Below are 26,127 nucleotides of genomic sequence, written 5' to 3'. Positions count from 1 at the left end.
CATGGCCGAAGAGAACCAGTTTTTCCGTCCCGTAAGAGACTTCTGCCAGCGCCAGGTCATGACCTGCAGCGCAGGCGACAGCCTGGTATCGGCCGTCGCCGTGATGCGCGAGCGCAACATTTCCAGCATGGTGGTGCTCGGCGACGGCATGCCCGAAGGCATCTTCACCGACCGCGATCTGCGCAACAAGGTCGTCGCCCCGGGGCGTTCACCGGTCGAGCTGACGGTGGGCGACGTCATGCACTCGCCGCTGGCCACGATCGGCGAGGACGACATGCTGTACGAAGCGCTGTACCGCATGTCGCGCCTGAAGATCCACCGCCTGGTGGTGATCGATGAGCAGGGTGCGCTGGCCGGCATCATCACCGACACCGACATCCTGCGCCTGCAGGCGCACTCGCCGCACCAGCTGGTTCTCGACATCGAGAAAGCCGCTTCGGTCGAAGACCTGCGCACGCTGCACATCCGCATCCAGAACCTGGTGCTGCATCTGTCCGGCACCGGCGTGCCGATCCGCGACATGGTCAAGCTGATCGCCCACCTCAACGACCAGGTGCTGATCCGGCTCATCGCGCTGCTGCGTACCGAGCGCTACGCCGATCTCACCAACGATTTCGCCTTCGTCGTCATGGGCAGTGAAGGGCGCAGCGAGCAGACCCTGACCACCGACCAGGACAACGCCATCATCTACGACGACGATCTGAGCTCCGCCGACGTCGCCCGCCTGGAAGCCTTCTCACACGACCTCATCGGCGCCCTGATCTCGATCGGCGTGCCTGCCTGCAAGGGCGGCATCATGGCGCGCAACCCGGAATGGCGGCGCAGCCTGTCGGGCTGGAAGGAGGAACTCAACCGCTGGCTGACGACGCCGAAGCCCGAGAACGTCATGACCGGCAGCATGTTCATGGATCTGCGCATGCTGTACGGACGCGACGACCTGGTGCGCTCGGTCAGGGAGCACGCCTTCGCGATGCTGAGCGCCGACCAGAGTTTCCTGATGCGCATGGTGCAGAACACGACGCACTTCGTCCCCCCGCTGGGCTGGTTCGGCAAGATCAAGCTGGAAAAGGACGGCCCCCATCGCGGCAAGCTCGACATCAAGAAGGCCGGCATCTTCGCCATCACCGACGGCATCAAGGCCCTGGCGATGGAAGCGCGCAGGCTCGAGGGCAGCACCCACGACCGCATCGAGATGCTGGTCGAAGCCGGCGTGATGAATCCGCAGGACGCCCGCAACCTCATCGCGAGCTTCGACTTCCTGGTCACGACGCGCCTGCGCGGCCAGGTCGACGCCCTGCGCGCCGGCGCCGAGCCCACCAACTACGTCGCCCTGGACAGCCTCAACACCATGCAGCAGGGCGAACTGCGGCTGGCGCTCGAGCAGGTGGCCCGCTTCCAGGACTTCATCCGGCACCACTTCCGCCTGCACCTGCTGCGCAGTTGAGCACGCCCGGCCGCGGGGCCCGCGCTCAGACCACCGGGTCGGCGTCCTGCACCGGGGCCCGCACCACGCATACCGCCGTCGCCCGCGGCACGATGCAGCGCCCGCTCGCCTCGACCGTCGCCCGGGTGAAGGCGGCGCCGAACAGCAGGATCAGCGACGAGTAATTCACCCACATCAACAGCAGCACCAGCGAACCCGCCGCGCCGTAGGACGACGCGGTGGCGGTCGTCGACAGGTACAGCGCAATCAGCGATCGCCCCAGCACGAACAGCAGCGCAGTCACCAGCGCCCCCAGCCAGACGTCGCGCCAGCTCAGCACCACGTCCGGCAGCACGCGGAAGATGGCGCCGAACAGCAAGGTGATGACGACGAGCGACACCGTCCAGTCCAGCCCCAGCAGCACGAAGCCGGGCACCGGCAGCCAGTCCTGCGCAAAGGCCACCACCGTCCGCATCGCCACACTCAGCGCCAGCGACACCAGCAGCACGAAACCGATCGCCAGCACCACGGTCAGCGACAGCAGCCGTGTCTTGAGATAGTTGAGCACGCCGCTGCGCGTGGGCTGCGGCGCCACGCTCCAGATCGCGTTCAGCGCGCCCTGCATCTGCGCGAACACCGTCGTCGCACCGAAGATCATCGCACCGAAGCCGGCGATGGTCGGCAGCAGACCGCTGTGCTGGATGCGGCTGTTCTCCACCGCCGTCTGCACCGCGGTCGCTGCCTCGACGCCGAGCGCCGCCTGAAGCTGCTGCACGATCTCGCCCTGCGCCGCGCGTTCCCCCAGCACCAGGCCGACGATGCTCACCGCCACGATCATCACCGGCGCCACCGAGAACACGGTGAAGAACGCCAGCGCCGCCGCATGAACGAACACCTGCGCCTCCAGCCACACGCGCACCGTGGTTTTCGCCACATCGACCCAATACTGCACCCAAGCCTTCATCGGGGGGATTCCATCATGTTGAGCATGAGGACCATTTAGCGCATCGCGACAGGTGGAAGCAAGCCTTGGCCGCACATCGACTGCGGTAAACTCCCGCGCATCGAACACTCACTGCAACCGGAGCCCCCGATGAGCCTGTTGGCCCAACTGAAGAAAGATTCCCTGCTTGCACGCAAAGCCGCCGACAAGGTCCGCGCCACGCTGCTGAGCACCCTGATCGGCGAGGCCGAGATGGTCGGCAAGAACGCGGGCAATCGCGAAAGCACCGACGACGAGGTGCAGCAGACCATCCGCAAGTTCCTGAAGAACAACCAGGAAGCACTCGGCGTGATCCAGGACGCCGAGCGCCGTGCGGTGCTCGAGCAGGAATCCGCCATTCTGACCGCCTACCTGCCGCCGATGGCGAGCGAGGAAGAGGTAAAGGCCTTCATCGCCGACACCGTAGCCGGCCTCGCCGAGCGCTCGCCCAAGCAGATGGGCGTGGTGATGGGCGCGCTGAAAGCAAAGTTCGGCACCGGCTTCGACGCCAAGCAGGCCAACGCCTGGGTGAAGGAAGCGCTGGGCTGAACGCGCCCTGATCAGTGCAATGCGGCATGGATCTGCTCGGCCAGCTTGCGGCTGACGCCATCCACGCGGCACAGGTCTTCCACCGTGGCATCGCGCACGCCGTCCAGGCCGCCGAAAGCGGCGAGCAGGTTGCGGCGGCGCGAAGGGCCGACGCCGGGGATGTCTTCCAGTTTCGAGCCGATGCGCGCCTTGCCGCGCGCCGCGCGGTGGCCAGTGATGGCGAAGCGGTGGGCTTCGTCGCGGATCTCGACGATCAGGTGCAAGGCCGCCGATTCGCCGCCTAGCGCAAGGCCTTCGCGGCCGTCGGGGAAGATCAGCGTCTCCAGGCCGGCCTTGCGGCCCTCGCCTTTCGCCACGCCGACCATCGCCACCGATTCCAGGCCGATGTCGGCCAGGGTTTCGCGCGCGGCGCCGACCTGGCCCTTGCCGCCGTCGATCAGGATCAGGTCGGGACAGATGCCCTCTCCCGCCGCGACCTTGCCGTAGCGCTTCTCCAGCGCCTGGCGCATCGCCGCGTAGTCGTCGCCAGGCGTGATGCCGCTGATGTTGTAGCGGCGGTATTCGGCCCGCTTCATGGCGCCGGCTTCGCACACCACGCATGAAGCCACCGTGGCCTCGCCCATGGTGTGGCTGATGTCGAAGCATTCGATGCGCTGCGGTGCTTCGTCGATGCCGAGCGCGACCCGCAGGGCTTCGAGGCGCTGCTCGATGCGGCCGGCGTCGCGCGCACGCGCCTGGATCGCCAGCCGGGCGTTCTTCTCGGCCATCTCCATCCAGGCCTTTTCCGCGGCGAAGCGCGGCGCCACCACGCCGGGCGGGCGATCGGTGATCTCGGCCATCGCGTCGCGCACCGGTTCCGGCCGCAGGTTGACCAGGATGCGGGCCGGGATCGGGTGCAGGCCGTAATGCTGCTCGACGAAAGCCAGCAGGCAGTCGGCCGCGCCCGACGACGCGCCGCCGCTGGGGAACTGCGGCCGGTCGCCGAGATGGCGGCCACCACGCACCATGGCAATGTTCACACAGGTGAGGCCGTCCTCCTCGACCGCGGCGAGGATGTCGACGTCCTCGTCCTTGCGGCTGTCGACGAACTGCTTGTGCAGCACCGCCTGCAGCATGCGGATCTGGTCGCGGCAGGCGGCGGCTTCCTCGAAAGCCAGGCGCTCGGACGCTGCGTGCATGCGCGACGTGAGATCGTCGATGACTTCGCTGGTCTGGCCGTCGAGAAAACGGGTGGCAAGCCTGACGTCAGCCGCATAGGCTTCGGCGTCGATCAGGCCGACACAGGGCGCGGTACAGCGCTTGATCTGGTGCAGCAGACAGGGCCGCGAGCGATTGGCGAAGACGGAGTCCTCGCAGGTGCGCAGCTGGAAGGTCTTCTGCAGCAGATGGATGCTTTCGCGCACCGCCCAGGCATTGGGGAAAGGCCCGAAGTAGCGTGCCCGCCGGGCGAGCGCACCGCGGTGATAGGCGAGGCGCGGGAATTCGTCGGCGGAGAGTTCGATGTAGGGATAGGTCTTGTCGTCGCGGAACAGGATGTTGTAGCGCGGCGCCAAGCTCTTGATGAGGTTGTTCTCCAGCAGCAGCGCCTCGGCCTCGGAGCGTGTGGCGGTGACGTCGACGCGCTGGATCTGCGCGACCATCATCGCGATGCGCGGGCTGGAGAGCGTCTTCTGGAAGTAGCTGGAGACGCGGCGCTTGAGGTTCTTGGCCTTGCCGACGTAGAGCACCTTGTCGTCCGCGCCGATCATGCGATAGACGCCCGGCTCCTCGGTGAGGGTGCGCAGGAAGCTCTTGGCGTCGAAGGTGGGAGAGATGGGCGTCGGCTCGGTCATTTCATCGATGCTGCAGGCCGGTCAGGCGACATCGCTCGCAAACCTCAGCCGGTTTCCGTCGGGGTCGACGACGAGCATCTCGCGCATTTCCCATGGCGTGTCCTGAGGCGGCTGCGCAACCGCCACGCCGTTGGCGACGAAGCTGCGATGGCAGGCATCGACGTCCGGAACACGGAAATAGACCGCCCCGCCCGGCTCGCAGTCGCCTGCATGTTCGGAGAGAAAGATCGTCTGGCCATCGCGGGTGAGCTGGAAGAAGCACGGGAAACCCGGCTCGAACTGGTGGCGCCAATCGACCTGGAAACCAAGCCCCTGGACGTAGAACGGCAGCGCCCGGTCGGCGCTCAGGGTGCGAAGCTGCGGAATGACGGTTTGTTCCATGCTGGAGGTTCGGAGACGGGTCTGGCGAAATATTAACCCTGCTTGCGCAGGATTTCGGTGCGCTGCTCGCCGATGGTGGCGGCAGTCATCGCCGGTGCGGCGCCAGCGACATCGTCCGGAATCGCCGCCACGGCCTGCCGCGCCTGGACATAGGCGGGATGCAGTTCGAGCGCAAAAGGATCGGCCAGCCAGGCGGGACACGCGGTGGCGGGCACGATCGCCGCCAGCCGGGCGAGATTTGCCGCATCGGGCAGCGGTGCCCAGCGGTCGAGCAACTCGGCGGCGAGGTCGGGCCGGTTGCAGACGAGCAGCATGTCGCAGCCCGCCTCGTAGGCAGCCTTGGCGCGGCCGACGATGTCGCCGGCGACGCGGGCGCCTTCCATGTTCAGGTCGTCGCTGAAGACCACGCCCTGGAAGCCGAGCCGCGTGCGCAGCACGTCCTTGAGCCAGAACGGCGAAAAGCCCGCCGGCTGCGGCTCCGGGCCGGGATCGGCATTCGGGTAGATGACGTGGGCAGGCATCACGCCGGCGAGCTGGCGGCCGAGGCGGTGGCGGTAAGGGGCGATGTCTTCGTTCCAGAGGGTGTCGAAGTCGCGCGCATCCACCGGCACCTCGTGGTGCGAATCGGCCTCGACGAAGCCGTGGCCGGGAAAGTGCTTGCCGACCGCCCCCATGCCGGCCTGCGCCATGCCGGCGACCACCGCCTGCGCCAGCGCGGCGACCACCTGCGGATCGCGGTGAAAGGCGCGGTTGCCGATGGCACGGCAGGCACCGTAGTCGAGATCGAGCACCGGCGCGAAGCTGAGATCGACGCCGTGTGCACGCAGCTCGGCAGCCAGCACGAAACCGGCGGCTCGCGCAGCATCGAGCGCGGCAGCGTGATCCTGCTCCCACGAGGCACCGAGGCAACGCATCGACGGCAGGCGGGTGAAGCCATCCGAGCGGAAGCGCTGCACCCGGCCGCCTTCGTGATCGACCGCAATGATCAGCGCCGGATCGCGCAGCACACGGATGTCGGCGGTCAGCGCACGCAACTGTTCGGAGCCGATGTAGTTGCGCGCGAACAGGATCACCCCGCCGACCAGCGGATCGAGCAGGCGCTCGCGTTCTTCGTCGGTCAGCGCGGTGCCGGCGACGTCGATCATGACCGGGCCGCGGGGAAGCGAAACGGGGAAAGTCATAGTGAAAGCCTCATCAGGGGGCGGACGTGTCGTTGCGGTTCAGTTCAGGGACCGCGCCATCCATTCACCGCACGATCTGCGGTGAATGAGAGTGCCAATCGCCGCATATCGCTCCCGGGCGTGGCTAGGGTGGCGCCTCAGCCGGGATGCGCGTCCGCCAGTTTTTCGATCACCGCGAAAGCTACCACCGTATCACCTTCGTCACTGATGCTCAGGTACGCACGCAAACCCTTGTCGCGCATGTGGGCGGCGAGGCGTTCGTCGTAGCGGTAGCCAGGCTTGCCGAGCGCATCGTGGCCGACCGCGACCGCGTGCAGCGTGGCGGGCACGGCGACGCCGGTGCCGAGCGCCTTGCCGAAAGCCTCCTTGGCGGCGAAGCGCTTGGCGAGGAAGCGCGCGGGGTCGCGGTGGGCGCGCCAGGCCTCGACTTCGGAGGCGGCGAGGATGCGCAGCGCGAAGCGATCGCCATGGCGTTCGAGCGCGTCGCGCACACGCTGCACGTGCGCGATGTCGGTGCCGATACCGTGGATCACGCCGCCCTGCCCGTTCAGGCCGCCTGGGCCTCGCGCATCAGCCGCTTCATTTCGGCCACGGCCTGGCGCAGGCCGACGAAGACCGAGCGGCTAACGATGGAGTGACCGATGTGCAGCTCGCGGATGCCGTGCAGGCGGGCGATCGGAGCGACGTTGTAATAGTTGAGCGCATGGCCGGCGTTGAAGCGCATGCCCAGCCGGCGCACTGCTTCGCCAGCCTCGCGGACCTTGGCGAGTTCGGTCAGCACTGCCGGCGATTCGGCATCGCGGCCGGCGGCATGGAAGGCGTGGGCATAGGGGCCGGTGTGGATTTCGCAGACGCGCGCGCCGATGCGTTCGGCGGCTTCGATCTGCTCGATCTCGGCGTCGATGAACACGCTGGTGACGATGCCGGCGTCGGCCAGGCGGGCGATGACGTCCTTCAGCCGTGCTTCCTGGGCGACGATGTCCAGCCCGCCTTCGGTGGTGACTTCGTGGCGGCCTTCGGGCACCAGCATCGCCATTTCCGGCTTCGTGCGGCAGGCGATGCCGACCATCTCGTCGGTCGCCGCCATTTCCAGGTTGAGCTTGACCTGGGTCAGCTCGCGCAGCCGGCGCACGTCGTCGTCGTTGATGTGGCGGCGGTCTTCGCGCAGGTGGATGGTGATGCCGTCCGCACCGCCGAGCTGGGCTTCGACACCCGCCCATACCGGATCGGGCTCCCAGGTGCGGCGCGCCTGGCGCAGCGTGGCGACGTGGTCGATGTTGACGCCGAGTTCGATCATCAAAGCTCCTGCAATTCCTTCAGCACCCGGCGCGACTGCAAGGGCTGGCCGCCCAGGGTGTGGTTGATCAGCATGCGCAGCAACTGCTTGGACTGGGCCAGCGTCTCCGCGCGGGAGAAGTCGTCGGCGGCCATGTCGAGCAGGGTCCGGCCGGACAGCAGCGGCTGCTCGCCCAGGGCGGCAGCGCCTTCGCCGCCGCTGTCGCTGTCGCGGATTTCCTCTTCGAGAACTTCCAGCCGAACCGGGCCGCGTTCGATTATATAAAGGTAGCGCCCCTCGGGCCGCACCGGCTCGCCGCTGTCGGCCTCGTGCTCCAGGCCGGCCTCGTAGCCGAGGTCCTGCAGCAGCGCGAGCTCGAAGCGGCGCAGGATGGGCGGTTCCGGCTCGCCGCGGCCGAGTGCGCGCACCGCTTCGGCGTAGGCAGCGAACAGGCGCGGATGGGGATCTTCACGCGCGGTCAGGCGCACCAGCAGCTCGTTGAGGTAGTAGCCGCAGATCAGCGCCCGCCCGCTCAGCAGCGGCTGTCCACCCTGCCATTCGGCGCGCACCAGGGTCTTGACCTCGCCGCCGCCCGACCAGTCCATCAGCAGCGGCTGGAAAGCCATCAGCACGCCGCGCAACTGCGAGTGCGGCCGCCGCGCACCCTTGGCGACCAGCGCGACGCGGCCATGGTCACGCGAAAACACTTCGACGATCAGGCTGGTCTCGCGCCAGGGATAGGTGTGCAGCACCCAGGCCGTCTGCTGCTCGACACGCTGCTTGGGGGCTGCCATCAGCGATCGCCGCCGGCTACTCGTAGCCGAGGCTCTTCAGCGCACGCTCGTCGTCGGCCCAGCCGCTCTTGACCTTGACCCAGACTTCGAGGAAGACCTTGCCGTCGAACAGCTTCTCGAGCTCGACACGGGCTTCGGACGAGATGCGCTTGAGCCTTTCGCCGCCGCGGCCGATCACCATCGCCTTGTGACCCGGCTTGTCGACGATCACCGCCGCATGGATGCGGCGCAGCCGGCCTTCGACCTCGAACTTCTCGATCTCGACGGCGATGCCGTAAGGCAGCTCGTCACCGAGCAGGCGGAAGAGCTTTTCGCGGAGGAATTCGGAGGCGAGGAAGCGCTCGCTGCGGTCGGTGATCTCGTCTTCCTCGTACATCGGCGCACCAGTCGGCAGCAGCGGCGTGGCGGCCTTGATCAGCTCGGCTACGTTGCGGCCCTTCTCCGCCGACAGCGGCACGATCTCGGTGAAGTCGCGCAACTGACGTACTTCGTCGATGAAGGGCAGCAGACGGGCCTTGTCCTTCAACTGGTCGACCTTGTTGATGACCAGGATCACCTTGGATTCTCCGGGAATCACCGACAGCACCTTGCGGTCGTCGTCGCTGAAGCGGCCGGCCTCGATGACGAAGAACACCAGGTCGACGTCGGCCAGCACCTGCGATACGGTGCGGTTCATCGAGCGGTTCAGCGCATTGCGGTGATGGGTCTGGAAACCGGGCGTGTCGACGAAGACGAACTGCGCATCGGCTTCGGTGAGGATGCCGGTGACGCGGTGACGGGTGGTCTGCGCCTTGCTGGAGACGATGCTGATCTTCTGCCCGATCAGGCGATTGAGCAGGGTCGATTTGCCGACGTTGGGGCGGCCGACGATGGCGACGAAGCCGGTGCGGAAACTACCCCCCGCCTGTTGCCCTTCCTCTTGTCGGCCCTGATCGTGTTGCTGTTCGTTCATTTCGCCCTCAAGGCTGTCAGTGCGAGCTCGGCCGACTGCTGCTCCGCAATGCGGCGGCTGGGGCCGCGGCCGAGCGTGCGGATGCCGAACTTCGGCACTTCGCACGCCACTTCGAATTCCTGCGCATGCGCGTCGCCGAGCGCCTGCACCATCACGTAGGTCGGCAGCGCAACCTTGCGCGCCTGCAGCCATTCCTGCAAGGCTGTCTTGGCATCCTTGTTCGGCCGGCGCGGGTCGACTTCGGCCAGCAGCGGCACGTAGAGGCGGTCGATGACCGCTTTGGCGGCGTCGAAGCCGCCGTCGAGGAACACTGCGGCGAATACCGCTTCGAGCGCATCGGCCAGGATCGACGGCCGGCTGGCGCCGCCGGACTTCAGTTCGCCTTCGCCGAGGCGCAGGGCGTCGCCGAGATCGAGCTCGCGTGCGATGCGGTACAACGCGTCCTGCCGCACCAGCGAGGCGCGCACCCGCGACAGCTCGCCTTCGCGCAGTTGCTCGAAGCGGGCGAACAGCGCCATCGACATCACGCAGTTGAGGATGCTGTCGCCGAGGAACTCGAAGCGCTCGTTGTTGGGCTGGCCGAAGCTGCGGTGCGTCAGCGCTTCGGTCAGCAGCCTGGTGTCGGCGAAACGATGACCCAGCCGGTTCTGCAAGGTTTCCAGCGTCATGCGGTCAACGCGCCTTGCTGCTGACGTGGAACTCGATCAGCAGGCTGACATTGGCCACCATCGGCACCACGCGCTCGTAATCGACTTCGATGACGGTCTGGTTGCCTTCCTTGGCGATGTCGAGGTCCGTCGCGATCACCGACGACACGTCGTCGACCTCGGCGCGGCGGCTGAAGCTCTGCCGCAGTTCGGCCGGGCTCGCGCCATTGTCGCCCTCGGTGGCGAGCACGCCGACGATGCGCTGGATCGCCATGTATTCGGTGATCGCCGGTACCGTGCGGAAAACCATCAGCAGCACGAACACGCCGATGGCCCCGAACAGCAGCACGCCGATCAGGCTCACGCCGCGTTGATGTTTCAAGCCCATGCCCGTCTCCCTCAGTGGAAGCTGCCGATACGCTTCATGTCGTTGAAGTTGAACCAGATGAAGAAGGCCTTGCCGACGATGTTCTCTTCCGGCACGAAGCCCCATACCCGGCTGTCGGCACTGGCGTCGCGATTGTCGCCGAGCACGAAATAATGCCCCGCCGGCACGGTGCAGGCCACGCCGCGGTTGGTGTAGGTGCAGTTCTCGCGCTGCGGGAAGTTCATCACCTGCGGGATATGGGCCGGCGCGTCGCGTTCGATCAGCAGCGAATGCTCGACCGCGCCCAGCTTCTCGGTGAATTGCGGCGAGTAGTACAACCGGTCAGGATGCAGGTAGCTGCCCGTCTCGGCGACGGGCACAGCCTCGCCGTTGATCGTCAGCCGCTTGTCGAGGTATTCGACGCGATCGCCCGGCAGGCCGACGACGCGCTTGATGTAGTCCAGCGAGGGATCGGCCGGGTAGCGGAACACCATCACGTCGCCGCGCTGCGGCAGGTTGACGTCGATGACCTTCTTGTTGATCACCGGCAGGCGGATGCCGTAGGTCCATTTGTTGACCAGGATGAAGTCGCCCACCAGCAGGGTCGGGATCATCGAGCCGGACGGAATCTTGAACGGCTCGACGACGAAGGAACGCAGGCCGAACACGATCAGGATCACCGGGAAGAAGCTGGCGCCGTACTCGACCCACCACGGCGCCGGTGCGTTGGCGGGGCGCTGCTTGCGGGCATGAAAGCGATCGAAGAACCACAGGACGCCGCTGACGACCAGCAGCAGGAAAAGGATGAGGGCGAAATTCATGTGTTGTCCGTCACTTGCCTTCGTCGGTGCGCAGCACCGCCAGGAAGGCCTCCTGGGGAATCTCGACGTTGCCGACCTGCTTCATGCGCTTCTTGCCTTCCTTCTGCTTCTCGAGCAGTTTCTTCTTGCGCGTGATGTCGCCGCCGTAGCACTTGGCGAGCACGTTCTTGCGCAAGGCCTTGATCGTCTCGCGGGCGATGATGTGGGCGCCGATCGCGGCCTGCACCGGCACGTCGAACATCTGGCGCGGGATCAGGCCGCGCAGCTTGGCGGCCAGTTCGCGGCCGCGGTACTGCGCGCTGGCGCGGTGCACGATCACCGACAGCGCATCGACCTTCTCGCCGCCGACCATCAGGTCGAGCTTGACCAGGTCGGCCGTGCGGTACTCCTTGAAATCGTAGTCGAGCGAAGCGTAGCCGCGCGACACCGATTTCAGCTTGTCGAAGAAGTCCATCACGACTTCGTTCATCGGCAGTTCGTAGATCAGCTGCACCTGGCGGCCGTGGTAGCGCATGTCGACCTGGTTGCCGCGCTTCTGGTTGCACAGCGTGATCACCGGACCGACGTAGTCCTGCGGCAGGAAGATCGTGGCGGTGATGATCGGTTCGCGGATTTCCTGATACTTGCCCGAATCGGGCAGCTTGGCCGGGTTCTCGACGTGGATCACCGAACCGTCGTTCAGCACCACTTCGTACACTACCGTCGGCGCGGTGGTGATCAGGTCCATGTCGAACTCGCGCTCCAGCCGCTCCTGCACGATGTCCATGTGCAGCAGGCCGAGGAAACCGCAGCGGAAGCCGAAGCCCAGCGCCTGCGACACTTCCGGCTCGAACTGCAGCGAAGCGTCGTTGAGCCGCAGCTTCTCGAGCGAATCGCGCAACTGGTCGTATTCGGACGACTCGACCGGATACAGCCCGGCGAACACCTGCGGCTTGATTTCCTTGAAGCCGGGCAGCGGCTCGGCGGCCTTGCGGTTCGCCAGCGTCACCGTGTCGCCGACCTTGGCGGCTTCCAGCTCCTTGATGCCGGCGATGATGAAGCCCACCTCGCCCGCGCAAAGCTGGTCGCGCGCGACCGAGCGCGGCGTGAACACACCGACCTGGTCGCAGGGATACTGCGCGCCGGTCGACATCAGCAGAATGCGGTCCTTGGGCTTGAGCACGCCGTCGATCACCCGCACCAGCATCACCACGCCGACGTAGTTGTCGAACCAGGAATCGATGATCAGTGCCTTCAGCGGTCCGTCGATGTCGCCCTTGGGCACAGGCACCCGCGCGACGATGGCTTCGAGCACGTCCTCCACGCCCAGGCCGGTCTTGGCCGAGCACAGGATGGCCTCGGAAGCATCCACACCGATGACGTCCTCGATCTCGCTGCGCGCATTGTCGGGATCGGCCGCCGGCAGGTCGATCTTGTTCAGCACCGGCACCACTTCGACGTCCAGGTCGAGCGCGGTGTAGCAGTTCGCCACCGTCTGCGCCTCGACGCCCTGCGAGGCGTCGACCACCAGCAGCGCGCCCTCGCAGGCGGCGAGCGAGCGGCTGACCTCGTAGGAAAAATCGACGTGTCCCGGCGTGTCGATCAGGTTCAGGTTGTAGACCTGCCCGTCCTTGGCCTTGTAGCTCAGCGCAGCCGTCTGCGCCTTGATCGTGATGCCCCGCTCGCGCTCGATGTCCATCGAGTCGAGCACCTGGGCCTCCATCTCGCGATCGGACAGGCCGCCGCAGAAGTGGATGAGTCGGTCGGCCAGGGTCGATTTGCCGTGGTCGATGTGGGCGATGATGGAGAAATTTCTGATGTGGTTCATGCGAAACGAAAAGGGTGCCTTGCAGCACCCGTTTTCGGAATGGTTGGCGTCGTCAAGCCCGCGATTCTAGCGGAAAATCATCGCAGTAAGCGCGCACCGCCGCCTCGTCCAGATGGTAATGGCAGAGTTCCGCCTCCCCTGCCAGCAGGACCGGGACGAGTTCGTCCCAGCGTTCCTCCAGTTCGGGATGCTGGTCGATGTCGATGACTTCGATCGCCCAGCCGTATTCCTTTGCGATGGGCTCCAGTGCCGCGACGAGGTCGTGGCACAGGTGGCACCACTCGCGGCTGAGGACGGTGAATGTGCGGGACTGGCCGGCCATGGCCGCGCCGGCCGCACTCATTTCCCTGCTCGCAGGCTGACGTAGGAGGTGGTTTCGCCGCGCATGACCAGCAGGGTCACTTTCTGGCCCTGCTCCACGCCGCCGATCAGGCGGTTGAATTCTTCCACCGACGTCAGCTTGATCTGGCGCCCGCCGAACACGATGGCCTGGATCAGGTCGCCCTGCTGGATCTCGGCCCTGGCTGCCGCGCCCTGGACACGATCGACGATGAGGCCGCCTTCGATGCCCCGCTCGCGCCGCTGCGCCGGTGTCGGCACCGACAGCGCAAGCCCGAGCTTGTTCGCCGCCGGAGCCGTGCGCGGCGCGGCGCTGGCAGCCGTTGCCTCCTTCGGGTCCTGCCATTCACCGACCTGCACCTCGAGCGTGGTCGGCTTGCCGTCGCGGTACACCTCCACCTCCGCACTCTCGCCCGGCTGGACCGCGGCGACGATGCGCGGCAGGTCGCTGGACGCATCCACCGCCTTACCGGCGAAGCGCACGATGACGTCGCCCTGCAGCAGCCCGGCCCTGGCGGCCGGCCCGCCGGGCTCGACCGAGCTGACCAGGGCGCCCGACGCACCCGGCAGGCCGAAGCCGTCGGCAAGATCGCGCGTCACTTCCTGGATCGCCACGCCGATGCGGCCGCGCTGCACCCGGCCCTTGGTGCGCAACTGATTCTGCACGTCCATCACGACATCGATCGGGATCGCGAACGACAGCCCCATGAAGCCGCCGGTGCGGCTGTAGATCTGCGAGTTGATGCCGACGACTTCGCCCCTGAGGTTGAACAGCGGACCGCCGGAATTGCCCGGATTGATCGCCACGTCGGTCTGGATGAAAGGCACGAAGTTCTCGTCCGGCAGCGAACGCCCCTTGGCGCTGACGATGCCGGCCGTCACCGACTGGTCGAAACCGAAGGGCGAACCGATCGCCACCACCCATTCGCCCACTTTCAGCCGGCCCGGATCGCCCAGCACGACGTGCGGCAGGCCGTTCGCTTCGATCTTGATCAGCGCGACGTCGCTGCGCACGTCGGCGCCGATCACCCTGGCAGTGTATTCACGCTTGTCGGCGAGGCGGACGAGGATCTCCTCCGCCTCCTCGACGACGTGCGCGTTGGTCAGGATGTAGCCGTCGTCGCTGATGATGAAGCCCGAGCCCAGCGACTGGTTGTCGGGGTCGGCACCCGGGTATTCGTGCCGGCGCGGGATGAACTTGCGGAAGAAGTCGAACATCGGATCCGACTCGTCGAGCCCCGGGAAAGGTATCGACGATTGCGGCCGTTCCCCGCGCACCTGGATGGCGCTGATATTGACCACGGCCGCACCCTGCTTTTCGACCAGGGAAGTGAAATCAGGCAGACTCGCGGAAGGATTCGCTGCCGACACGAGCGGTACGAACAGCAGAGCCGCAGCGAAAACCAGACTGCGGCGAAAGACAACGAAGCTCATCGGGGGTCCTGAAGCGACTGCAGGCACATGGCCTGCGATGCGGTTTGATGGGTCGGCCCTCGCTGGGGCAGCAATTCCATGCTCAGTTGTGATCGCCAGCCGCGGCTGCGAAACAACAGGCGGTTGACGGCGAACGCCAGTGCCAGGCCGGCAAGACCGCCACAGGCTGCGCCGAGGTCGGCGCTCCCTTGTCCGGCAGCCACGCTGCCGAGCGCAGCCCCTGCCACCAGCAGGACGGCGCCGAGCCCGTAGCTCGCCATCGCAGCCTTCAGTGGCGCGCCATCGGGAATGCTGACGAGGACGGTGTCGCCGACCTCCAGCTTCAACCGGGTCGGCAGCACGAACTCGGCTCTGGGCCGTCCGAAAGCCTGGGTGATCTGTACCGAACGGCATCCGCCCGGCTCGTCGCAACGTCCGCAGCCGCCGCCCGCGTCGGACACGCGCAGCCGAACGCGCCCTGCCTCGACGCGCAACACCTGCGCCACGGCCTGCATCACTGCCCGGAGGGTCGAATCGCGTCGCCGATGCGCTTGACCGCGCGCTCGGGGACTTCGCCGAGCACGGTGATCAAATACCCGTCGAGCGATCGCTTGTAAACATTGATGGCGCCGCTGGCCAGCGGCCCGAGGCCGATCGAGGCGCCATCGGCAACCGGCTCGATGAACACAGAGACCGAAGCCAGGCCGTCGCTGAACACCATGTGGACCGCCTGGCCGCGTTCGGGGCCGAGCGGCCTGCGCATCACCGAGGTCAGCGTATAGCCGGGCACCTCTTCCGCCACTGCCCAGCCGCTGTCGGCACGAGCCAGATCGCTGCCGCGCGCATTCACGAAGCGCCAGTCATCGACGTCCTGGAAACGGGGCGCAAGCAGTTCGTCGCCGATTTCGCCACCGATGCGCACGTCGCTGAAGACGAACTGCTCGACCAGTTGCCCCTGCTCATCGACGGTACGCGCCTTCAGCAGCAGACCCGACTGGACTTCCGCCCACAGTGTATGGCCGTAGCGCAGATCGTCCCGCGGTTCGAAAATCAGCGCCTGCGCTTCCATGCCGGCGACGCGGACGACGCTACCCTTGCGAATGCGATAGCTTTCGGCGAGACCGACCGGCGACGCCGGGATTCGCGCCGGAAAGGCACGCCGGCTGGCGGCTTCGTCGATGATGACGAGCTTCTGGTCCGGCAGCATGCAGCGCACTTCCATGCCTCTGCGGATCACTTCGCGCGGGCTGCCGTCCAGCGCCTCGAGGCGCTCGTACTCCACGCCGCCATCCACCCGATGCGCGATGCGCGAGGTTTCGACATGCGTACCGGACTGGTACATGAAGGTGCCGACATAGTTGAGCCGCTGCCCGGCCGACGCGATGCGTGCCATCCAGGACAGCGGGTCGCCCGGCGCTTCGGCCAGGGCAGGAAGGTGCAGCAAGGCGGCGCAGACGCCGAAGACGGCGGCCAGACGCCTCATCGGCCCGCTCCGGCCGATGCGGAGACGGTCCTCACATACTGCACACCGGCCGGCATCGGTCCGCTGCTGACACCTTGATGGGCGAAAACGTACTCGCGCAGGGGATCGTCAGCCACGTGCTCGATTCCTGCGGCAAGCGGTGCCGCGGCAGGCGCGCCGACGCTGGCGATGAGCGGCTGCGCCGCAACCCGCTGCAGTTCCACGCCGGCGGGGCCGGCCGCGTCCTGCGAGTAGAGCGTCGCTGCGACCACGCCCACCGCAGCCACCCCCATCACCGAAGCCGCGATCGGCATCAGGGTCCGCACGACGCTACGCCGGGCGGCGGACGCCTTGGACGCTGCCGGTGCGAAAACGATGGGTTCATCATCGAGACCCGCCATGACCCGCCCGACGAAATCCGCCGAACCGGCCTGCTCACCGCGGATGACGTCGCCGATCAGGCAGTACGCATCCCAATCCTTCCTCAGCGATGTGTCGCGTCGCAAGCCGTCGAAAACCTGGCGTATCGCGTTCTCGTCGAGGTCGCCATCGATCAGCGCCGACAATTTGTCCTTCATGCCTACACCCTACCAACGTTTGTCCGGGGCCGTGTCCAGCAACGGCCGCAGGCGTTCTGCAATCGCTTCGCGCGCACGGAAGATCCGCGAGCGCACCGTACCGATCGGACATTCCATGATGTTGGCGATCTCCTCGTAACTGAGGCCTTCGAGTTCGCGCAACATGATGGCCGTCCGCAGCTCCTCGGGGAGAGCCGCCATCGCATCTTCGACGGTTTCGCCAATCTGGCGGGTCATCAGCAGCCGTTCGGGCGTATTGATGTCGCGCAATTGCTCGCCGTCTTCAAAGGTCTCCGCCTCCTCCGAGTCGAAACTCGTCGAAGTCGGCGCCCTGCGTCCCTGCGAGACCAGGTAGTTCTTCGCGGTGTTGATACCGATGCGGTACAACCACGTGTAGAACGCACTGTCCCCACGGAACGATCCCAGCGCACGGTAAGCCTTGATGAAGGTTTCCTGCGCCACATCTTCGACTTCGGCTGGATCGCGGATCAACCTCGACAACAGGCGATGCAGCTTGCGCTGGTACTTGGATACCAGCAAGCCGAAAGCCTGCTTGTCGCCGCGCTGCACGCGCTCGACGAGTTGCTGATCGATTTCGCGATCGGTCATGGAGTGTTCGTTCTTTCCGGATGTTCGAATGACAAAGCCGCCGGATTATAAGCGAGCACCCCTGCTCTCACCAAAGATCGAAGACACAGGGACAGACACGGCACCCTGGGATTAGTTCATGCGCCGCACGGGCGATTCGGCCGGCTGCCTGCCGGGCGCCGGCACGCCCTTGAACAGCACACCACGTGCTATATTTTTGCCCTTTCCCTTGAGCGCGAGCGACATCTTGCTGAAACAGTACGACGTACTCATCCTCGGCAGCGGTGCGGCAGGCCAGTCCATGGCCCTCAGGCTCGCCGACAGCCGGCGTGTCGCCCTCGTCACCAAGCGCGAACTGTCCGACAGTGCCAGCAACTGGGCCCAGGGCGGCATCGCCGCGGTGCTCGACACCGCCGACAGCATCGAAGCCCACGTCCAGGATACCTTCACCGCCGGCGCCGGCCTGTGCGACCCCGAAGCCACCCGCTTCGTCGTCGAGAACGGCAAGCGCGCCATCGAATGGCTGATCGACCGCGGCGTGCCCTTCACCCGCGAGGCCGACTCCCAACTGGGCTATCACCTGACCCGCGAAGGCGGCCACTCGCACCGGCGCATCATCCACGCCGCCGACGCCACCGGCGCCGCGGTGCAATCGACGCTGTCCGCCCAGGTACGGGCACACCCGAACATCGACATCTTCGAGCATCACATCGCCGTCGACCTGGTGCTCGGCGACAAGATCGGCCAGCCGGACGAAGGCTGCCTCGGCGCCTACGTGCTCGACATCGAAGCCGGCAAGGTGGTGACCTTCGCCGCGCGCAACACCGTGCTGGCGACCGGCGGCACCGGCAAGGTCTATCTGTTCACGACCAACCCCGACGTCGCCACCGGCGATGGCGTGGCGATGGCCTGGCGTGCCGGCTGCCGGGTGGCGAACATGGAATTCATCCAGTTCCACCCGACCTGCCTCTACCATCCGCAGGCCAAGTCCTTCCTGATCTCCGAAGCCGTGCGCGGCGAAGGCGGCCTGCTCAAGCTGCCCGACGGCACACGCTTCATGCCCGAGCACGATCCGCGCGAAGAACTCGCGCCGCGCGACATCGTCGCCCGTGCGATCGACTTCGAGATGAAGAAGCGCGGCCTCGACTGCGTGTATCTGGACATCAGCTACAAGCCGACCGAATGGCTGCGCTCGCACTTTCCCAACATCTACGCGCGCTGCCTGGAGCTCGGCATCGACATCACCCGCGAGCCGATCCCGGTCGTCCCTGCCGCGCACTATTCCTGCGGCGGCATCGTCACCGACCTGGCGGCGCGCACCGACGTACCCGGCCTGTACTCGGTGGGCGAGTCGGCCCACACCGGCCTACATGGCGCCAACCGCCTGGCGAGCAATTCCCTGCTCGAATGCCTGGTCTATGGCGAAGCGGCGGCGAACGACATCCTGGCGAAGCCGAAGCGCCCCGCCCCGGTACTGCCCGACTGGGACGAGAGCCGCGTCACCGATGCCGACGAGGAAGTCGTGATCTCGCACAACTGGGCGGAACTTCGCCGCGCGATGTGGGACTACGTCGGCATCGTCCGCACCACCAAGCGGCTGAAGCGGGCACAACATCGCATTCGCCTGCTGGCGCGCGAAATCCACGAGTTCTACTCGAACTTCCGCGTCACCAACGACCTCATCGAGCTGCGCAACCTGGTGGTCACCGCCGACCTGATCGTCTCCTGCGCGCTCAAGCGCAAGGAAAGCCGCGGTCTGCACCACTCGCGCGACTATCCGGATCTGCTGCCGCGGGCGCGCGAAACCATCCTGCGTCCACCACGCAAGCGCCGAACCTGATCAGGCGCCGGCCAATGGCGCGGCCTTGTGCCGCAGCCACATCCGCAACAGCCGCCAATGCGCCGGCGCCATGTTGGCCCGCAGCAGCATGAAACGGCGCTGGAGCCTTTCCGGGGAGGCGCCGCTTTCGGCCACCGGGCCGACGAGCGGCAGCCATACCGCCCAGCCGAAATCGACCGCGCCGCGAGCGAGGCGATAGGCGTGAATGGCAGCGGCATCGCCATCGGCGTGGCATTGCACGCTCAGCCTGCCGTCGCCCCCGAGGACGAGCACCCATCCGCGCTTGGCTCGCTCCTGGGCAAGGGCATGGAACAGCGACAGCGGCAGCACAAGCCCGAGCACGACACCCAACAGCTGCAGCCACGACCACGGCTCGCCGGACGGCATCAGCCCCGGCACATGAAAAAGCGCCAATCCCGCCACGACATGCGCGGCCAAGATTGACGCCATAACGGCCCTCGACGGGCCAAGCGGAACGGTCAGCGGAAAGTGCATGGCTTCACCATGCGCCTTCCATCTCAGGCCTTGCGGAACACCAGGGTGCCGTTGGTGCCGCCGAAGCCGAAGTTGTTCTTCAGCGCGACATCGATCTTCATCGGGCGGGCGACGTTCGCGCAGTAGTCGAGATCGCACTCGGGGTCCTGCTCGAAGATGTTGATCGTCGGCGGCGAAATCTGGTTATGCACCGCGAGCACCGTGAACACCGACTCCAGGCCGCCGGCGCCGCCCAGCAGGTGGCCGGTCATCGACTTGGTCGAATTGACCACCAGTTTCTTCGCCGCATCAACACCGAAGGCGAGCTTGATCGCATCGGTCTCGTTCTTGTCGCCCAGCGGCGTCGAGGTGCCGTGCGCATTCAGGTAATGGATCTGGTCGGGCGTCACGCCGGCGTTCTTCATCGCATTGACCATGCTGCGGCGCGGGCCGTCGGTATCCGGCGCGGTCATGTGGTAGGCGTCGCCGCTCATACCGAAACCGGCGAGTTCGGCATAGATTTTCGCGCCGCGGCGCACCGCATGCTCGTGTTCCTCGAGCACCATGACGCCAGCGCCCTCGCCCAGTACGAAGCCGTCGCGATCCTTGTCCCACGGGCGGCTGGCCGTCGCCGGATCGTCGTTGCGGGTCGACAAGGCCTTGGCCGAGGCGAAGCCGCCGATGGCGAGATTGGTGACCGTCGATTCGGCGCCGCCGCAGACCATCACGTCGGCGTCGCCGTACTCGATCATGCGCGCGCTCATGCCGATGGCGTGGAGGCCGGTGGTGCAGGCGGTAACCACCGCCAGGTTGGGCCCCTTCATGCCGTGCATGATCGACAGGTTGCCCGAGATCATGTTGATGATGGTGCCCGGAATGAAGAAAGGCGAAATCTTGCGCGGCCCGCCGCCGAGGAAATCGTCGTGCGTATCCTCGATCATCGGCAGGCCGCCGATGCCGGAGCCGATGTTCACGCCGATGCGATCGGCGTTGCTTTCATCGACCACGATGCCGGAGTCGCGAATGGCCTGTATGCCCGCGGCCATGCCGTAGTGGATGAACACGTCCATGCGGCGCGCTTCCTTGGCCGACAGGTATTCGGTGACGTCGAAATTCTTGACCTCGCCCGCAATCCTGGCCGAAAACGCACTCGCGTCGAAACGGGTGATCGGTCCGATGCCGCTCTTGCCGGCAAGCAGGTTTTCCCAGGCTTCGGGAACAGTATTGCCGACTGGCGAAATGGCACCCAGACCGGTGACGACGACTCTACGACGCGACACGGGCAACTCCGTTGAAATCGGTGAAATGAAGACATGCGTATCCGGACACCGCAGCAGCGGCATCCGGACCGCGTTCGCTCAAGAGAAGCGAATTACTTCTTGAGGTGGGCGTTGACGTAGTCGATCGCCTGCTGGACGGTGGTGATCTTCTCGGCCTCTTCGTCCGGGATCTCGCACTCGAATTCTTCTTCGAGGGCCATAACCAGCTCCACGGTGTCCAGCGAATCCGCGCCCAGATCATCGACGAACGAAGATTCGGTCTTGATCTCCGATTCGTTCACGCCAAGTTGCTCAGCGACGATCTTCTTGACGCGCTGTTCGATGTTCTCCATGAACTAACTCCTTCCCTGAGGGTAACGGGTGTATTGAAAAAGCCGGCGTATTCTACCAAAAGCCGGCCGAACCGCTATCCTGACCGACGATCAGGACATGTACATACCGCCGTTGACGTGCAGGGTGGTCCCGGTCACGTAGGCGGCGGCAGGCGAAGCGAGAAAAGAAACTGCTCCGGCAATCTCCTCCGGACGACCCAGACGGCCGAGCGCGATGTTGCCCAGCAGCGCGTCGCGCGCGGCTTCCGGCAGCGCACGCGTCATGTCGGTGTCGATGAAACCGGGCGCCACGCAATTGACGGTGATGTTGCGGCTACCCAGCTCGCGCGCCAGCGCGCGCGTCATGCCGGCCACTCCGGCCTTGGCCGCGGCGTAATTTGCCTGGCCGGGATTGCCGGCACTGGCGACCACCGAGGTGATGTTGATGATCCGGCCCGTGCGGGCCTTCATCATGCCGCGCATGACCAGCTTGCTCATGCGGAAGACCGCGCGCAAGTTGGTGTCGAGCACCGCATCCCACTCGTCGTCCTTCATCCGCATCGCCAGGTTGTCGCGGGTAATGCCGGCATTGTTAACCAAGATCGAAATCGCGCCGAAGCGCTTCTCGACATCACCGACCAGCGCCTCACAGGAGGCGGCGTCGGTCACGTTCAGCGCCAGGCCGGCGCCCTTGATACCCGCATCGGCCAGCGCCTTGTCGATGTCGGCAGCACCCGCTTCGGAAGTGGCGGTGCCGACGACGGTCGCGCCGAGCCGACCCAGCTCCAGAGCCACGGCGCGGCCGATGCCGCGCGATGCGCCGGTGACCAGCGCAACCTGTCCTTCAAGCGAGAAACTCATATTCACCTCACCGCCGCAATCGACTGTTCGAGGCTCGCCGCGTCGTGCGCCGAACCGCCTTCCACATCCTTGGCAATGCGCTTGGTCATGCCGGCCAGCACCTTGCCCGGCCCGCATTCGATGACGTGGCTCATGCCGCGCGCCGCCATCGCCTGCACCAGCTCGATCCAGCGCACCGGCGAATAGGCCTGGCGCACCAGGGCGTCGCGGATCTTCTCGGGATCGTCGTAGACGGCGACATCGACGTTGTTGATGACGTCGATTTCCGGCCGGGCGATGACGATGTCCGCCAGGCGCTCGGCCAGGCGCTCGGCCGCAGGGCGCATCAGCGCGCAGTGGAAAGGCGCGGATACCGGCAGCAGCACGGCACGCTTCGCACCCCTGGCCTTGGCGATCTCGCCGGCGCGCTCGACCGCGGCCTTCGCACCGGCGATGACGATCTGGCCCGGCGCATTCAGGTTGGCGGCCTCGACCACCTGCCCCTGCGCGGCTTCGGCACAGGCTTCGCGCACGGCGTCGGCCTCCAGGCCCATCACCGCGGCCATCGCGCCTTCGCCGGCGGGCACCGCTTCCTGCATCGCCTGGGCGCGGAAGCGCACCAGCGGCACGGTATCCTTGAAGGCCATGGCCCCGGCAGCGACCAGCGCCGAGTATTCGCCCAGGCTGTGCCCGGCCACCAGCGCCGGCTTGGGACCGCCCGCGGCCAGCCAGGCGCGCCAGGCGGCAACGCCCGCCGTCAGCATCAGCGGCTGGGTGTTGACCGTCAGCGCCAGGCGCTCGGCCGGGCCGTCGCACACCATGGCCCACAGATCCTCGCCCAGCGCATCGGACGCTTCGGCGAAGGTTTCACGAATCACTGCGGCTTCGCCGTAGGCGGCCATCATGCCGACCGATTGCGAACCCTGCCCGGGAAAAACCAGCGCAAATGCCATGCCTGCTCTCCGGTTGTCAGAAGTTGGAATGAGGAATCAGAAGTCGATCAGGGCCGCGCCCCAGGTGAAGCCGCCGCCGACGCCCTCGACGACGATGCGATGGCCCGGGCGGATCTGGCCGCCGCGCACGGCCTCGTCCAGCGCCAGCGGAATCGACGCCGCCGAAGTGTTGCCATGGTGGTCCAGCGTGGTGATGACCCTGTCCATCGACAGGCCCAGGCGCTTGGCCGTGGCCTGGATGATGCGGATGTTGGCCTGGTGCGGAATCAGCCAGTCGACGCTGTCGGCGGTGACGCCCGCGATGTCGAGCACTTCGTGCGCCACTTCACCCAGCACCTTGACAGCGAACTTGAACACCGCCTGGCCGTCCATGCGCAGGAAGGGGTCGCCGATGACCTGGCCCGAGGCGACGCCGCCCGGCACGCACAGGATCGGATGGTGGCTGCCGTCGGCGTGCAGTGCCGAAGCGCGGATGCCCGGCTGCTCCGAGGCTTCGAGCACCACCGCGCCGGCGCCGTCGCCGAACAGCACGCAGGTGGCGCGATCGGACCAGTCGAGAATGCGCGAGAACACTTCGGTACCCACCACCAGCGCACGCTTGTGGCTACCGGAACAGATGAACTTCTCTGCCACCGACAGCGCATAGACGAAGCCGCTGCACACCGCCTGCACGTCGAACGCCGCGCCGCCGTTGCGGATGCCGAGCTTGGACTGCAGCAGCGTGGCCGTGCTCGGAAAGATGTAGTCCGGCGTCGAGGTGGCGACGATGATCAGGTCGATGTCCTCGGCCTCGCAGCCTGCCGCGTCGATCGCACGCTCGGCGGCGATCCGCGCCAGATCGCTGGCGCCGACGTCGGCCGCGGCCAGATGGCGGCTGCGGATACCCGAGCGCGAGACGATCCAGTCGTCCGACGTGTCGATACCGCGTGCGACCAGATCGTCGTTGCTGACCGGCTCACCGGGCAGGTAGCTGCCCGTGCCCGCGATCCTTGCGTAGATCATGCCTTCACCTCGTTCATGCTCGCCATCCGTTCGGAAATCCGCTCGATGAGCCGGTTCGACGCCGCCTCGGCCGCACGCGCGAGCGCAGTGCTGAAAGCGAGCACGTCGGCCGATCCATGGCTCTTGAGCACCACTCCGCGCAAGCCCAGCAGCGGCGCACCATTGTAAAGGCGATGATCGACCCGCTGCTTGAAACGCTTGAGCACCGGCAGTGCCACGGCCGCCATCAGCTTGGTCAGCAGCGAGCGGCTGAATTCCTGCTTCAGCATCGCGCCCAGCATCTGCGCCAGCCCTTCCGAAGTCTTGAGCGCGACGTTGCCGACGAAGCCGTCGCACACGACGACGTCCACCGTGCCTTCGTAGATGTCGTCGCCTTCGACGTTGCCGTAGAAGTTGAGTCCGCTGGCACGCAGCAGGTCGGCCGCCTCCTTGACGACGTCGTTGCCCTTGATCGCCTCTTCACCGATGTTGAGCAGGCCGACGCTCGGACGCTCCTTGTGCTCGATGGCCGCGACCAGCGACGAGCCCATGACGCCGAACTGCAGCAGGTGCTCGGCCGAACAGTCGACGTTGGCGCCGAGGTCGAGCACATAGGTGTGCCCCCTCATCGACGGCAGCACGGTGGCAATCGCCGGCCGGTCGATGCCGGGCAGCGTCTTCAGGACGAAGCGCGAGATCGCCATCAGCGCGCCGGTGTTGCCGGCCGACACGGCGGCATTCGCCTCGCCGGCCTTGACCAGGTCCATCACCACGCGCATCGAGGAGTCCTTCTTGGTGCGCATGGCGATCGCCGGCGGGTCGTCCATGGTGACGACCTCGGACGCAGGGCGCAGCTTCAGGCGGGCGCCGAATTCGGATTGGGCCGTACCGAGCAGAGGCTGGATCGCCTCTTCCCGGCCAACCAGGATTACGTTTGCATCGGCATGGCTGCGCAGGAAGGACAGCGCGGCAGGCACGGTCACGGTCGGGCCGTGATCGCCACCCATGCAGTCGATCGCAATGGTGACACCCATCGGCATCTCGCGTGACTCAGGCGGAAAATATAAGGAATGCGCGGAAAAAAAGCGGCGCAGGCGCAAAGCGCCATACGCCGCCTTCGCGTACCGGGAGCAGGATTACTCGCCCTTGGCCTTCATGACTTTCTTGCCACGGTAGACGCCGCTCGGGCTGACGTGGTGGCGCAGGTGGACTTCACCGGTGGTCGGCTCGACGGCCAGCGCCGGCGCGGTCAGGAAATCGTGGGAACGGTGCATGCCACGCTTGGAGGGGGACTTCTTGTTCTGTTGGACGGCCATGGAAATACTCCTGAGACAAATTGATGCGCCTAGTCTGCGCGATGACTGCCTCGCAGCGACGCCAGCGCAGCGAAAGGCGATTCTTCGTTGGCCCCGTTGACTCCCCGGGGCGCCTCACATTGTTCGTGTCGCGGTGCGATCGGCAAGGCCAGCAGAATCTCTTCCTCGATCAGCGCCAGCACGTCGAGATCATCCTCGACCTCGATCGCATCGACTGCGTCGTCTTCGAGCTCCTCGTCGGGGATGGGCTGTCCTGCCCTCACCGGCTGCAGCACGGTCTCGACCGCCAAGGGCCAGTCGAAACCCGCCAGGCAGCGCTGGCAACGCAGATCCAGCCGCCCTTCGAGCACCAGCCTGAGCCGGGGTTCCTGCCGGCCGGACGAGCCGCCTTCGGCAAGCGTCCGTTCAGCCAGCAAGCCTTCAATCTTCCAGCCCACCACGCCCGCATCGCTGGCCAGCACATCGGCCAGACGCGACAATCCCGCCACCTCGACCTCGCCCGACAGGGTCCGTGCCTCGGCGGCGAAACGGAAGGGATCGGCAATCCTGCCGAGCGACGCGCCTCGTTGCGACATAGCCGTGCATGATATTATTTTTTCAGGCTTTGTGTCAAAGCCATTGAAGGGAAAGACGCCCCGCACGCCCCTTTCCCGAGCCCGGAACAAGGCGCCTCGAAACCGGCCTCCTAGCCAGGCGCCTCTATGCCGGGCGCCCCTCCCCGCAAAGGGAACCACACCCGG

The 26,127-nt window shown here is 66.3% G+C and carries 30 protein-coding genes; 3 read left to right on the top strand and 27 right to left on the bottom strand.

Annotated features, from left to right (window positions below):
- Position 1 precedes the first annotated feature (1 nt).
- The gene (locus NX068_RS04165) at positions 2-1,444 is read left to right on the top strand and encodes a putative nucleotidyltransferase substrate binding domain-containing protein (RefSeq protein ID WP_263460024.1); all 1,443 of its coding nucleotides are present in this window, start codon (positions 2-4) and stop codon (positions 1,442-1,444) included.
- A gap of 25 nt (positions 1,445-1,469) precedes the next feature.
- Here the strand turns inward: NX068_RS04165 and NX068_RS04160 are convergent, their stop codons facing one another.
- On the bottom strand, positions 1,470-2,387 hold the full coding sequence (locus NX068_RS04160; protein WP_263460023.1) for a YihY/virulence factor BrkB family protein: 918 nt from the start codon (positions 2,385-2,387) through the stop codon (positions 1,470-1,472).
- Between the two features lie 129 nt (positions 2,388-2,516).
- Here NX068_RS04160 and NX068_RS04155 point away from each other — a divergent pair, with 129 nt between their 5' ends.
- Positions 2,517-2,954 carry a GatB/YqeY domain-containing protein gene (locus NX068_RS04155; RefSeq protein ID WP_263460022.1) on the top strand — a complete coding sequence of 146 codons (438 nt, stop codon included), beginning with the start codon at positions 2,517-2,519 and terminating at the stop codon, positions 2,952-2,954.
- 11 nt (positions 2,955-2,965) lie between these two features.
- Here the strand turns inward: NX068_RS04155 and uvrC are convergent, their stop codons facing one another.
- The 17 genes from uvrC to rpoE form a co-directional block, all read right to left on the bottom strand.
- Positions 2,966-4,786: an excinuclease ABC subunit UvrC gene (gene uvrC / locus NX068_RS04150; RefSeq protein WP_263460021.1), complete on the bottom strand. Its 1,821-nt coding sequence runs from the start codon at positions 4,784-4,786 to the stop codon at positions 2,966-2,968.
- A gap of 21 nt (positions 4,787-4,807) precedes the next feature.
- Entirely contained in the window at positions 4,808-5,167 is a 360-nt protein-coding gene (locus NX068_RS04145) for a bleomycin resistance protein (protein ID WP_263460020.1), read from the bottom strand.
- Between the two features lie 32 nt (positions 5,168-5,199).
- Positions 5,200-6,348, bottom strand: coding sequence for a beta-N-acetylhexosaminidase (gene nagZ / locus NX068_RS04140; RefSeq protein ID WP_263460019.1), 1,149 nt, complete (start codon positions 6,346-6,348; stop codon positions 5,200-5,202).
- A 137-nt stretch (positions 6,349-6,485) separates the two neighbouring features.
- Positions 6,486-6,881 carry a holo-ACP synthase gene (acpS, locus tag NX068_RS04135; protein ID WP_263460018.1) on the bottom strand — a complete coding sequence of 132 codons (396 nt, stop codon included), beginning with the start codon at positions 6,879-6,881 and terminating at the stop codon, positions 6,486-6,488.
- 14 nt (positions 6,882-6,895) lie between these two features.
- Entirely contained in the window at positions 6,896-7,645 is a 750-nt protein-coding gene (locus NX068_RS04130; RefSeq protein ID WP_263460017.1) for a pyridoxine 5'-phosphate synthase, read from the bottom strand.
- Entirely contained in the window at positions 7,645-8,418 is a 774-nt protein-coding gene (recO, locus tag NX068_RS04125) for a DNA repair protein RecO (RefSeq protein WP_263460016.1), read from the bottom strand. Before recO ends, NX068_RS04130 begins: the two co-directional genes overlap by 1 nt.
- A gap of 16 nt (positions 8,419-8,434) precedes the next feature.
- Complete coding sequence (gene era / locus NX068_RS04120; RefSeq protein WP_263460015.1) at positions 8,435-9,370, bottom strand: GTPase Era; 936 nt, start codon at positions 9,368-9,370, stop codon at positions 8,435-8,437.
- On the bottom strand, positions 9,367-10,038 hold the full coding sequence (rnc, locus tag NX068_RS04115; protein ID WP_263460014.1) for a ribonuclease III: 672 nt from the start codon (positions 10,036-10,038) through the stop codon (positions 9,367-9,369). Before rnc ends, era begins: the two co-directional genes overlap by 4 nt.
- 4 nt (positions 10,039-10,042) lie before the next feature.
- Complete coding sequence (locus NX068_RS04110; RefSeq protein WP_263460013.1) at positions 10,043-10,405, bottom strand: DUF4845 domain-containing protein; 363 nt, start codon at positions 10,403-10,405, stop codon at positions 10,043-10,045.
- Between the two features lie 11 nt (positions 10,406-10,416).
- Complete coding sequence (gene lepB, locus NX068_RS04105) at positions 10,417-11,205, bottom strand: signal peptidase I (RefSeq protein ID WP_263460012.1); 789 nt, start codon at positions 11,203-11,205, stop codon at positions 10,417-10,419.
- A 10-nt stretch (positions 11,206-11,215) separates the two neighbouring features.
- Complete coding sequence (gene lepA / locus NX068_RS04100; protein WP_263460011.1) at positions 11,216-13,012, bottom strand: translation elongation factor 4; 1,797 nt, start codon at positions 13,010-13,012, stop codon at positions 11,216-11,218.
- Positions 13,013-13,064: 52 nt separating this feature from the next.
- Positions 13,065-13,334, bottom strand: a complete 270-nt coding sequence (locus tag NX068_RS04095) for a glutaredoxin family protein (RefSeq protein WP_263460010.1) — start codon at positions 13,332-13,334, stop codon at positions 13,065-13,067.
- A 17-nt stretch (positions 13,335-13,351) separates the two neighbouring features.
- Positions 13,352-14,785: a Do family serine endopeptidase gene (locus NX068_RS04090; protein ID WP_263460009.1), complete on the bottom strand. Its 1,434-nt coding sequence runs from the start codon at positions 14,783-14,785 to the stop codon at positions 13,352-13,354.
- The gene (locus NX068_RS04085) at positions 14,782-15,279 is read right to left on the bottom strand and encodes a SoxR reducing system RseC family protein (RefSeq protein ID WP_263460192.1); all 498 of its coding nucleotides are present in this window, start codon (positions 15,277-15,279) and stop codon (positions 14,782-14,784) included. The genes NX068_RS04090 and NX068_RS04085 overlap by 4 nt, the downstream gene beginning before the upstream one ends.
- Positions 15,279-16,247, bottom strand: a complete 969-nt coding sequence (locus tag NX068_RS04080) for a MucB/RseB C-terminal domain-containing protein (RefSeq protein WP_263460008.1) — start codon at positions 16,245-16,247, stop codon at positions 15,279-15,281. Before NX068_RS04080 ends, NX068_RS04085 begins: the two co-directional genes overlap by 1 nt.
- Complete coding sequence (locus tag NX068_RS04075) at positions 16,244-16,804, bottom strand: sigma-E factor negative regulatory protein (RefSeq protein WP_263460007.1); 561 nt, start codon at positions 16,802-16,804, stop codon at positions 16,244-16,246. Before NX068_RS04075 ends, NX068_RS04080 begins: the two co-directional genes overlap by 4 nt.
- Before the next feature lie 9 nt (positions 16,805-16,813).
- Positions 16,814-17,413 (bottom strand): RNA polymerase sigma factor RpoE, encoded by a 600-nt coding sequence (gene rpoE, locus NX068_RS04070; RefSeq protein ID WP_263460006.1) that lies wholly within the window; start codon positions 17,411-17,413, stop codon positions 16,814-16,816.
- Positions 17,414-17,639: 226 nt separating this feature from the next.
- On the opposite strand from rpoE, the gene nadB reads away from it, so the two are divergent.
- Entirely contained in the window at positions 17,640-19,232 is a 1,593-nt protein-coding gene (gene nadB / locus NX068_RS04065; protein ID WP_263460005.1) for an L-aspartate oxidase, read from the top strand.
- Here nadB and NX068_RS04060 read toward each other — a convergent pair whose 3' ends face one another.
- The 9 genes from NX068_RS04060 to NX068_RS04020 all read right to left on the bottom strand — a co-directional run bounded on the left by NX068_RS04060 (position 19,233) and on the right by NX068_RS04020 (position 25,962).
- A complete protein-coding gene (locus NX068_RS04060; RefSeq protein ID WP_327084801.1) occupies positions 19,233-19,727 on the bottom strand; it encodes a protein YgfX in 495 nt (164 codons plus the stop codon).
- 23 nt (positions 19,728-19,750) lie between these two features.
- Entirely contained in the window at positions 19,751-20,986 is a 1,236-nt protein-coding gene (gene fabF, locus NX068_RS04055) for a beta-ketoacyl-ACP synthase II (RefSeq protein ID WP_263460003.1), read from the bottom strand.
- Between the two features lie 92 nt (positions 20,987-21,078).
- Positions 21,079-21,318, bottom strand: coding sequence for an acyl carrier protein (gene acpP / locus NX068_RS04050; protein ID WP_002930040.1), 240 nt, complete (start codon positions 21,316-21,318; stop codon positions 21,079-21,081).
- 90 nt (positions 21,319-21,408) lie between these two features.
- Positions 21,409-22,158 carry a 3-oxoacyl-ACP reductase FabG gene (fabG, locus tag NX068_RS04045; RefSeq protein WP_263460002.1) on the bottom strand — a complete coding sequence of 250 codons (750 nt, stop codon included), beginning with the start codon at positions 22,156-22,158 and terminating at the stop codon, positions 21,409-21,411.
- Between the two features lie 2 nt (positions 22,159-22,160).
- Positions 22,161-23,090 (bottom strand): ACP S-malonyltransferase, encoded by a 930-nt coding sequence (gene fabD, locus NX068_RS04040; RefSeq protein ID WP_263460001.1) that lies wholly within the window; start codon positions 23,088-23,090, stop codon positions 22,161-22,163.
- A 36-nt stretch (positions 23,091-23,126) separates the two neighbouring features.
- The gene (locus tag NX068_RS04035) at positions 23,127-24,092 is read right to left on the bottom strand and encodes a beta-ketoacyl-ACP synthase III (RefSeq protein ID WP_263460000.1); all 966 of its coding nucleotides are present in this window, start codon (positions 24,090-24,092) and stop codon (positions 23,127-23,129) included.
- Positions 24,089-25,105 (bottom strand): phosphate acyltransferase PlsX, encoded by a 1,017-nt coding sequence (gene plsX, locus NX068_RS04030; protein ID WP_263459999.1) that lies wholly within the window; start codon positions 25,103-25,105, stop codon positions 24,089-24,091. The genes NX068_RS04035 and plsX overlap by 4 nt, the downstream gene beginning before the upstream one ends.
- Positions 25,106-25,207: 102 nt before the next feature.
- Positions 25,208-25,387: a 50S ribosomal protein L32 gene (rpmF, locus tag NX068_RS04025; RefSeq protein ID WP_068634644.1), complete on the bottom strand. Its 180-nt coding sequence runs from the start codon at positions 25,385-25,387 to the stop codon at positions 25,208-25,210.
- 29 nt (positions 25,388-25,416) lie between these two features.
- Positions 25,417-25,962, bottom strand: a complete 546-nt coding sequence (locus NX068_RS04020; RefSeq protein WP_263459998.1) for a YceD family protein — start codon at positions 25,960-25,962, stop codon at positions 25,417-25,419.
- Between the last annotated feature and the right edge of the window lie 165 nt (positions 25,963-26,127).

Source organism: Thauera carbonicopians, assembly GCF_025699485.1.
Taxonomy (GTDB): domain Bacteria; phylum Pseudomonadota; class Gammaproteobacteria; order Burkholderiales; family Rhodocyclaceae; genus Thauera.
Note: the sequence above shows the minus strand (reverse complement) of the source record. Positions and strands in the feature narration are given on the sequence as shown.

Excerpts from the sequence above, each read along its gene's own strand:
- NX068_RS04060 (WP_327084801.1), bottom strand. The coding sequence starts at position 19,727 with ATGCACTTTCCGCTGACCGTTCCGCTTGGCCCGTCGAGGGCCGTTATG.
- rnc (WP_263460014.1), bottom strand. The coding sequence starts at position 10,038 with ATGACGCTGGAAACCTTGCAGAACCGGCTGGGTCATCGTTTCGCCGAC.
- fabG (WP_263460002.1), bottom strand. The coding sequence starts at position 22,158 with ATGAGTTTCTCGCTTGAAGGACAGGTTGCGCTGGTCACCGGCGCATCG.
- nagZ (WP_263460019.1), bottom strand. The coding sequence starts at position 6,348 with ATGACTTTCCCCGTTTCGCTTCCCCGCGGCCCGGTCATGATCGACGTC.
- NX068_RS04095 (WP_263460010.1), bottom strand. The coding sequence starts at position 13,334 with ATGGCCGGCCAGTCCCGCACATTCACCGTCCTCAGCCGCGAGTGGTGC.
- lepB (WP_263460012.1), bottom strand. The coding sequence starts at position 11,205 with ATGAATTTCGCCCTCATCCTTTTCCTGCTGCTGGTCGTCAGCGGCGTC.
- NX068_RS04090 (WP_263460009.1), bottom strand. The coding sequence starts at position 14,785 with ATGAGCTTCGTTGTCTTTCGCCGCAGTCTGGTTTTCGCTGCGGCTCTG.
- NX068_RS04035 (WP_263460000.1), bottom strand. The coding sequence starts at position 24,092 with ATGATCTACGCAAGGATCGCGGGCACGGGCAGCTACCTGCCCGGTGAG.
- NX068_RS04080 (WP_263460008.1), bottom strand. The coding sequence starts at position 16,247 with ATGAGGCGTCTGGCCGCCGTCTTCGGCGTCTGCGCCGCCTTGCTGCAC.
- recO (WP_263460016.1), bottom strand. The coding sequence starts at position 8,418 with ATGGCAGCCCCCAAGCAGCGTGTCGAGCAGCAGACGGCCTGGGTGCTG.
- uvrC (WP_263460021.1), bottom strand. The coding sequence starts at position 4,786 with ATGACCGAGCCGACGCCCATCTCTCCCACCTTCGACGCCAAGAGCTTC.
- fabD (WP_263460001.1), bottom strand. The coding sequence starts at position 23,090 with ATGGCATTTGCGCTGGTTTTTCCCGGGCAGGGTTCGCAATCGGTCGGC.
- NX068_RS04075 (WP_263460007.1), bottom strand. The coding sequence starts at position 16,804 with ATGAAGGACAAATTGTCGGCGCTGATCGATGGCGACCTCGACGAGAAC.
- rpmF (WP_068634644.1), bottom strand. The coding sequence starts at position 25,387 with ATGGCCGTCCAACAGAACAAGAAGTCCCCCTCCAAGCGTGGCATGCAC.
- lepA (WP_263460011.1), bottom strand. The coding sequence starts at position 13,012 with ATGAACCACATCAGAAATTTCTCCATCATCGCCCACATCGACCACGGC.
- rpoE (WP_263460006.1), bottom strand. The coding sequence starts at position 17,413 with ATGACCGATCGCGAAATCGATCAGCAACTCGTCGAGCGCGTGCAGCGC.
- NX068_RS04160 (WP_263460023.1), bottom strand. The coding sequence starts at position 2,387 with ATGAAGGCTTGGGTGCAGTATTGGGTCGATGTGGCGAAAACCACGGTG.
- NX068_RS04145 (WP_263460020.1), bottom strand. The coding sequence starts at position 5,167 with ATGGAACAAACCGTCATTCCGCAGCTTCGCACCCTGAGCGCCGACCGG.
- plsX (WP_263459999.1), bottom strand. The coding sequence starts at position 25,105 with ATGGGTGTCACCATTGCGATCGACTGCATGGGTGGCGATCACGGCCCG.
- NX068_RS04130 (WP_263460017.1), bottom strand. The coding sequence starts at position 7,645 with ATGATCGAACTCGGCGTCAACATCGACCACGTCGCCACGCTGCGCCAG.
- acpP (WP_002930040.1), bottom strand. The coding sequence starts at position 21,318 with ATGGAGAACATCGAACAGCGCGTCAAGAAGATCGTCGCTGAGCAACTT.
- NX068_RS04165 (WP_263460024.1), top strand. The coding sequence starts at position 2 with ATGGCCGAAGAGAACCAGTTTTTCCGTCCCGTAAGAGACTTCTGCCAG.
- NX068_RS04085 (WP_263460192.1), bottom strand. The coding sequence starts at position 15,279 with ATGCAGGCCGTGGCGCAGGTGTTGCGCGTCGAGGCAGGGCGCGTTCGG.
- NX068_RS04155 (WP_263460022.1), top strand. The coding sequence starts at position 2,517 with ATGAGCCTGTTGGCCCAACTGAAGAAAGATTCCCTGCTTGCACGCAAA.
- NX068_RS04020 (WP_263459998.1), bottom strand. The coding sequence starts at position 25,962 with ATGTCGCAACGAGGCGCGTCGCTCGGCAGGATTGCCGATCCCTTCCGT.
- NX068_RS04110 (WP_263460013.1), bottom strand. The coding sequence starts at position 10,405 with ATGGGCTTGAAACATCAACGCGGCGTGAGCCTGATCGGCGTGCTGCTG.
- era (WP_263460015.1), bottom strand. The coding sequence starts at position 9,370 with ATGAACGAACAGCAACACGATCAGGGCCGACAAGAGGAAGGGCAACAG.